We start from the raw sequence: 7,553 nt of genomic DNA, 5'->3' as shown, positions 1-7,553 counted from the left end.
ACACAGCGAGGACGCAGTGCACGTGACCGCCCTATTCCGGTGGTTGTCGTGCCGCTCAACGCGGGTGTTGAGCCCGATTACGGGCAGACATTCACGGAGAGTTTGATCCTGGCTCAGGACGAACGCTGGCGGCGTGCTTAACACATGCAAGTCGAACGATGAAGCCTTCGGGTGGATTAGTGGCGAACGGGTGAGTAACACGTGGGAAATCTGCCCTGCACTCTGGGACAAGCCTTGGAAACGAGGTCTAATACCGGATATGACCTGTCCTCGCATGGGGATGGGTGGAAAGCTCCGGCGGTGCAGGATGATCCCGCGGCCTATCAGCTTGTTGGTGGGGTAATGGCCTACCAAGGCGACGACGGGTAGCCGGCCTGAGAGGGCGACCGGCCACACTGGGACTGAGACACGGCCAGACTCCTACGGGAGGCAGCAGTGGGGAATATTGCACAATGGGCGAAAGCCTGATGCAGCGACGCCGCGTGAGGGATGAAGGCCTTCGGGTCGTAAACCTCTTTCAGCAGGGAAGAAGCGCAAGTGACGGTACCTGCAGAAGAAGCACCGGCTAACTACGTGCCAGCAGCCGCGGTAATACGTAGGGTGCGAGCGTTGTCCGGAATTATTGGGCGTAAAGAGCTCGTAGGCGGCTTGTCACGTCGGATGTGAAAGCCCGGGGCTTAACCCCGGGTCTGCATTCGATACGGGCAGGCTAGAGTGTGGTAGGGGAGATCGGAATTCCTGGTGTAGCGGTGAAATGCGCAGATATCAGGAGGAACACCGGTGGCGAAGGCGGATCTCTGGGCCATTACTGACGCTGAGGAGCGAAAGCGTGGGGAGCGAACAGGATTAGATACCCTGGTAGTCCACGCCGTAAACGGTGGGAACTAGGTGTTGGCGACATTCCACGTCGTCGGTGCCGCAGCTAACGCATTAAGTTCCCCGCCTGGGGAGTACGGCCGCAAGGCTAAAACTCAAAGGAATTGACGGGGGCCCGCACAAGCAGCGGAGCATGTGGCTTAATTCGACGCAACGCGAAGAACCTTACCAAGGCTTGACATATACCGGAAACGGCCAGAGATGGTCGCCCCCTTGTGGTCGGTATACAGGTGGTGCATGGTTGTCGTCAGCTCGTGTCGTGAGATGTTGGGTTAAGTCCCGCAACGAGCGCAACCCTTGTTCTGTGTTGCCAGCATGCCTTTCGGGGTGATGGGGACTCACAGGAGACTGCCGGGGTCAACTCGGAGGAAGGTGGGGACGACGTCAAATCATCATGCCCCTTATGTCTTGGGCTGCACACGTGCTACAATGGTCGGTACAAAGGGCTGCGATGCCGCGAGGCGGAGCGAATCCCAAAAAGCCGGCCTCAGTTCGGATTGGGGTCTGCAACTCGACCCCATGAAGTTGGAGTTGCTAGTAATCGCAGATCAGCATGCTGCGGTGAATACGTTCCCGGGCCTTGTACACACCGCCCGTCACGTCACGAAAGTCGGTAACACCCGAAGCCGGTGGCCTAACCCGTAAGGGGAGGAGCCGTCGAAGGTGGGACCAGCGATTGGGACGAAGTCGTAACAAGGTAGCCGTACCGGAAGGTGCGGCTGGATCACCTCCTTTCTAAGGAGCACATAGCCAGACCTGGGCGAATGTCCCGGGTTGGTTGCTCATGGGTGGAACGTTGACTATTCGGCACACACGGTTGAAGTCGTTAGTACTGTCCTTCGGGGCGTGGAACGCGGTGGAGGTCGGGTGTGTCGGGCACGTTGTTGGGTCCTGAGGGAACGGCCGTATGGCTGGTACCTCTGGAGCCGGTCCCACGGACATTGCCTCATTCTTGGGGTTGTGTAGGTGGGTGTCTGGTCGTTGTTTGAGAACTGCACAGTGGACGCGAGCATCTGTGGCCAAGTTTTTAAGGGCGCACGGTGGATGCCTTGGCACTAGGAACCGATGAAGGACGTGGGAGGCCACGATAGTCCCCGGGGAGCCGTCAACCAGGCTTTGATCCGGGGGTTTCCGAATGGGGAAACCCGGCAGTCGTCATGGGCTGTCACCCATACCTGAACACATAGGGTATGTGGAGGGAACGAGGGGAAGTGAAACATCTCAGTACCCTCAGGAAGAGAAAACAACCGTGATTCCGGGAGTAGTGGCGAGCGAAACCGGATGAGGCTAAACCGTATTGGTGTGATACCCGGCAGGGGTTGCCAATGCGGGGTCGTGGGAAAGTTCTTCAGTCGTCTGCCGGCGGCTGGGTGAGTCAGAAACCGTATGGGTAGTCGAAGGACATGCGAAAGGTCCGGCGTAGAGGGTAAGACCCCCGTAGACGAAATCTGTACGGCTCACTTGAGCTTCTCCCAAGTAGCACGGAGCCCGAGAAATTCCGTGTGAATCTGGCGGGACCACCCGCTAAGCCTAAATATTCCCTAGTGACCGATAGCGGATAGTACCGTGAGGGAATGGTGAAAAGTACCGCGGGAGCGGAGTGAAATAGTACCTGAAACCGTGTGCCTACAAGCCGTGGGAGCGTCGGACACCAGCTTGCTGTGTGTCTCGTGACTGCGTGCCTTTTGAAGAATGAGCCTGCGAGTTTGCGGTGTGTAGCGAGGTTAACCCGTGTGGGGTAGCCGTAGCGAAAGCGAGTCCGAATAGGGCGGTTGAGTTGCATGCCCAAGACCCGAAGCGGAGTGATCTAGCCATGGGCAGGTTGAAGCGGAGGTAAGACTTCGTGGAGGACCGAACCCACCAGGGTTGAAAACCTGGGGGATGACCTGTGGTTAGGGGTGAAAGGCCAATCAAACTCCGTGATAGCTGGTTCTCCCCGAAATGCATTTAGGTGCAGCGTCACGTGTTTCTTGCCGGAGGTAGAGCACTGGATAGGCGATGGGCCTCACCGGGTTACTGACCTTAGCCAAACTCCGAATGCCGGTAAGTGAGAGCGTGGCAGTGAGACTGTGGGGGATAAGCTCCATGGTCGAGAGGGAAACAGCCCAGAACACCGACTAAGGTCCCTAAGCGTGTGCTAAGTGGGAAAGGATGTGGAGTCGCACAGACAACCAGGAGGTTGGCTTAGAAGCAGCCATCCTTGAAAGAGTGCGTAATAGCTCACTGGTCAAGTGATTCCGCGCCGACAATGTAGCGGGGCTCAAGCACACCACCGAAGTCGTGTCATTGCAGCAATACTCCCAACGGGGGCTGTGATGGGTAGGGGAGCGTCGTGTGCCGGGTGAAGCAGCGGAGGAATCCAGTTGTGGACGGTTCACGAGTGAGAATGCAGGCATGAGTAGCGATACAAGAGTGGGAAACTCTTGCGCCGATTGACCAAGGGTTCCTGGGTCAAGCTGATCTGCCCAGGGTAAGTCGGGACCTAAGGCGAGGCCGACAGGCGTAGTCGATGGACAACGGGTTGATATTCCCGTACCCGCTTTGAAGCGCCAACGTCGAACCTCTGAATGCTAAAGCCGCGAAGCCGGCCTGGAGTCTTCGGACGAAGGGACGTGGTGGAGCCGCTGACCCAACAGGGTAGTAGGTGAGCGATGGGGTGACGCAGGAAGGTAGTCCAGCCCGGGCGGTGGTTGTCCCGGGGTAAGGGTGTAGGCCGAGTGATAGGCAAATCCGTCACTCATTGAGGCTGAGACCTGATGCCGAGCCGATTGTGGTGAAGTGGATGATCCTATGCTGTCGAGAAAAGCCTCTAGCGAGTTTCATGGCGGCCCGTACCCCAAACCGACTCAGGTGGTCAGGTAGAGAATACCGAGGCGTTCGGGTGAACTATGGTTAAGGAACTCGGCAAAATGCCCCCGTAACTTCGGGAGAAGGGGGGCCACGCCTGGTGATGGGATTTACTTCCTGAGCTGGGGGTGGCCGCAGAGACCAGCGAGAAGCGACTGTTTACTAAAAACACAGGTCCGTGCGAAGCCGTAAGGCGATGTATACGGACTGACGCCTGCCCGGTGCTGGAACGTTAAGGGGACCGGTTAGTCATGATTCGTCGTGGCGAAGCTGAGAACTTAAGCGCCAGTAAACGGCGGTGGTAACTATAACCATCCTAAGGTAGCGAAATTCCTTGTCGGGTAAGTTCCGACCTGCACGAATGGCGTAACGACTTCTCGACTGTCTCAACCATAGGCCCGGTGAAATTGCATTACGAGTAAAGATGCTCGTTTCGCGCAGCAGGACGGAAAGACCCCGGGACCTTTACTATAGCTTGATATTGGTGTTCGGTTCGGCTTGTGTAGGATAGGTGGGAGACTTTGAAGCGGCAACGCCAGTTGTCGTGGAGTCGACGTTGAAATACCACTCTGGTCGTGCTGGATGTCTAACCTAGGTCCGTGATCCGGATCAGGGACAGTGTCTGGTGGGTAGTTTAACTGGGGCGGTTGCCTCCTAAAGAGTAACGGAGGCGCCCAAAGGTTCCCTCAGCCTGGTTGGCAATCAGGTGTTGAGTGTAAGTGCACAAGGGAGCTTGACTGTGAGACCGACGGGTCGAGCAGGTGCGAAAGCAGGGACTAGTGATCCGGCGGTGGCTTGTGGAAGCGCCGTCGCTCAACGGATAAAAGGTACCCCGGGGATAACAGGCTGATCTTCCCCAAGAGTCCATATCGACGGGATGGTTTGGCACCTCGATGTCGGCTCGTCGCATCCTGGGGCTGGAGTAGGTCCCAAGGGTTGGGCTGTTCGCCCATTAAAGCGGTACGCGAGCTGGGTTTAGAACGTCGTGAGACAGTTCGGTCCCTATCCGCTGTGCGCGTAGGAATATTGAGAAGGGCTGTCCCTAGTACGAGAGGACCGGGACGGACGAACCTCTGGTGTGCCAGTTGTCCTGCCAAGGGCATGGCTGGTTGGCTACGTTCGGGAGGGATAACCGCTGAAAGCATCTAAGCGGGAAGCCTGCTTCGAGATGAGTATTCCCACCTCCTTGAGAGGGTAAGGCTCCCAGTAGACGACTGGGTTGATAGGCCGGATGTGGAAGCCCAGTAATGGGTGGAGCTGACCGGTACTAATAGGCCGAGGGCTTGTCCTCAGTTGCTCGCGTCCACTGTGTTGTTCTGAAACAACGACCCCATCCCTGTTTGGTCACAGGGGTGGTGCGGTTGACAGTTTCATAGTGTTTCGGTGGTCATAGCGTGAGGGAAACGCCCGGTTACATTCCGAACCCGGAAGCTAAGCCTCACAGCGCCGATGGTACTGCAGGGGGGACCCTGTGGGAGAGTAGGACGCCGCCGAACAATCATTCCAGATAACCCCCCTTCCCTTCGGGAAGGGGGGTTATCTGCATGTTTGGACCTTTTTTCGGCCTGCTGCCGGGGCTACCGTACAGATCGAACAGGACGCACGGGTATCCGAAGAGGCCCCGGGCGGACGTACGCCGCCCGAGGAGGAGACCGTCATGAACCAGCAGGAGACCACCACGACACTCGCGCCCATGATCGAGGTCGAGGATGTCTGGCGCAGCTTCGGCAGCGGCGCGACTGCGGTGCACGCGCTGCGCGGGGTCTCGTTCTCGGCCCGGCGGGGTGAGTTGACGGCGCTTCGGGGGCGGTCGGGCTCGGGAAAGACCACGCTCCTCAACCTTGTCGGAGGGTTGGACTCGCCGACCTCGGGGCGGATCACCTTGGACGGTGCGGACCTGGCCGGCCTGGACGAGTCCGGCCGGCTGGCCATCCGGCGGGACCGGATCGGTTTCGTGTTCCAGTCCTTCGGTCTCATCCCGATCCTGACCGCCGCCGAGAACGTGGGCGTGCCGATGCGACTGCGCAAGGTCGGTGCCGCGCGCCGCGAGGAGCGGGTGCGGACCCTGCTGGCGCTGGTCGGGCTGTCGGACCATGCCGACCAGCGCCCGTCCGAGCTGTCCGGCGGGCAGCAGCAGCGGGTGGCGATCGCCCGCGCACTCGCCAATGAACCGGCGCTGATCATCGCCGACGAGCCGACCGGCCAGCTGGACTCGGAGACCGGCCGCTCGGTGATGCAGCTGCTGCGTGCCGTCGTGCGCAGCGAAGGGGTGACGGCGCTGGTGGCCACCCACGACCCGCAGTTGATGGAACTCGCCGACCGGGTGGTCGAGCTCCGCGACGGGCGCATCATCGAGTAGGAGCGCGTAGCAGCGACCAGAAGATTTCTCCCCGCCTGAGGCCGGGCTGCCCCAGGGCGGTCCGGCCTCAGGCATGTGTGCGGGGCCGCAATCAGATCCGCTCCCACCGCGCCAGGTTTTCTTCCGGCGCGTGAACATTCGTTGACCCCTCGCCGTCGCGCTGGAAGCCTTTGTCGGGTGAGCCACCGAGCTGTTGCCCTGGTCGTTCGCCTGCACGTCGATCTGCGACGGCACGCGAGCGCACTCTGTGCTGCCTGCCGCTGAGCCTGCCCGGCTCCCTCTTCGCGCACCTCGCTCGCTCATCTCTCCTCGCGCGGCCCATTTCTGACGTGACGTCATTTCTTGCGACGTCACGCTCGTCGCCGCGCGCCATCTGGTCACCCTCGCATGTCCGCCACGCCGCAAAGGACCTTCGCCATGCCCGTTTCGCCACCGGCCGCCTCCCGCCGTCAGTTCCTCGTCCTGGCCGGCCTCGCCGCCGCAGCCTCCGCCTGCGGCACCGCCACCGCCTCGTCCGGGGGCGGAGGGGAGACCACCAGACTCAGGTACCAGGGCTCGGTAGGGACGGTGACACTTCCCGAACTAGCCCAGGATCTCGGCTACTTCGGGAATGTCACGCTGGACTGGGTGGGCAATACGATCAGTGGCCCGCAGGACATCCAGTCCGCCGCGACCGGCCAGACCGACTTCGGCGGGGCGTTCAACGGCTCGGTGGTCAAGCTGATCGCGGCGGGCGCTCCGGTGAAGGCCGTGATCGGGTACTACGGCGTCGACCAGGCGTCGTACGAGGGGTACTACGTCCTGGAGGGCAGCCCGATCCGCTCCGCCCGCGACCTGATCGGCAAGAAGGTCGGGGTGAACACGCTGGGCGCGCACTACGAGGCCCTGCTCGACATCTACCTTCAGCGCAACGGCCTTTCGCCCGGCGAGATCGCCAAGGTGGAGCCCCTGGTGCTGCCTCCGGTCAACACCGAACAAGCGCTGCGTCAGAAGCAGATCGACGTGGCCGTCCTCGGCGGCATCCTGCGGGACAAGGCCGTGGCGGCCGGGGGCATCCGCCCGCTCTTCACCGACTTCGAGCTGCTCGGACCGTTCACCGCGGGCACGTACGTGCTGACCAACCGCTTCCTGAAGGCGAACCCGACCACCTCGCGGATCTTCGTCACCGGCGTCGCCAAGGCGATCGAGTGGACCCGGACCACGCCGCGCGAGCAAGTGATCGCCCGCAGCGTCGACATCATCAAGAAGCGCGGCCGAAACGAGGACACCTCGGCGTTGCAGTACTGGAAGTCGGCAGGCGTGGCCGAGACCGGTGGCCGGATCAGCGACGCGGAGTTCCAGGTGTGGATCGACTGGCTGGTCTCGCACGGCGACCTCAAGGCCGGCCAGGTCAGGGCGGCCGACCTCTACACCAACAGTTTCAACGACGTGACTGCCGCCACCTCCCCTTCCCCGAGCCGGAGTTGAGAGC

The 7,553-nt window shown here is 60.8% G+C and carries 2 protein-coding genes and 3 rRNA genes; all 5 read left to right on the top strand.

Features of this window, described 5'->3' with window-relative positions; genetic code table 11:
- Positions 1-90 precede the first annotated feature (90 nt).
- The 5 genes from BS80_RS37285 (at position 91) to BS80_RS37265 (ending at position 7,549) form a co-directional block, all read left to right on the top strand.
- A 16S ribosomal RNA gene (locus BS80_RS37285) occupies positions 91-1,611 on the top strand.
- A 282-nt stretch (positions 1,612-1,893) separates the two neighbouring features.
- Positions 1,894-5,014, top strand: a 23S ribosomal RNA gene (locus BS80_RS37280).
- An 88-nt stretch (positions 5,015-5,102) separates the two neighbouring features.
- Positions 5,103-5,219, top strand: a 5S ribosomal RNA gene (gene rrf, locus BS80_RS37275).
- The 16S, 23S and 5S rRNA genes sit together here, the layout of an rRNA operon.
- Positions 5,220-5,380: 161 nt before the next feature.
- On the top strand, positions 5,381-6,082 hold the full coding sequence (locus BS80_RS37270) for an ABC transporter ATP-binding protein (RefSeq protein WP_035806273.1): 702 nt from the start codon (positions 5,381-5,383) through the stop codon (positions 6,080-6,082).
- A 417-nt stretch (positions 6,083-6,499) separates the two neighbouring features.
- A complete protein-coding gene (locus BS80_RS37265; protein WP_051967685.1) occupies positions 6,500-7,549 on the top strand; it encodes an ABC transporter substrate-binding protein in 1,050 nt (349 codons plus the stop codon).
- Positions 7,550-7,553 lie beyond the last annotated feature (4 nt).

This window comes from Kitasatospora mediocidica KCTC 9733, assembly GCF_000744225.1.
Taxonomy (GTDB): Bacteria; Actinomycetota; Actinomycetes; order Streptomycetales; family Streptomycetaceae; genus Kitasatospora; species Kitasatospora mediocidica.
The sequence above is the reverse complement of the archived record's forward strand: the minus strand, read 5'-3'. Positions and strand labels throughout refer to the sequence as shown.

Excerpts from the sequence above, each read along its gene's own strand:
- BS80_RS37265 (WP_051967685.1), top strand. The coding sequence starts at position 6,500 with ATGCCCGTTTCGCCACCGGCCGCCTCCCGCCGTCAGTTCCTCGTCCTG.
- BS80_RS37270 (WP_035806273.1), top strand. The coding sequence starts at position 5,381 with ATGAACCAGCAGGAGACCACCACGACACTCGCGCCCATGATCGAGGTC.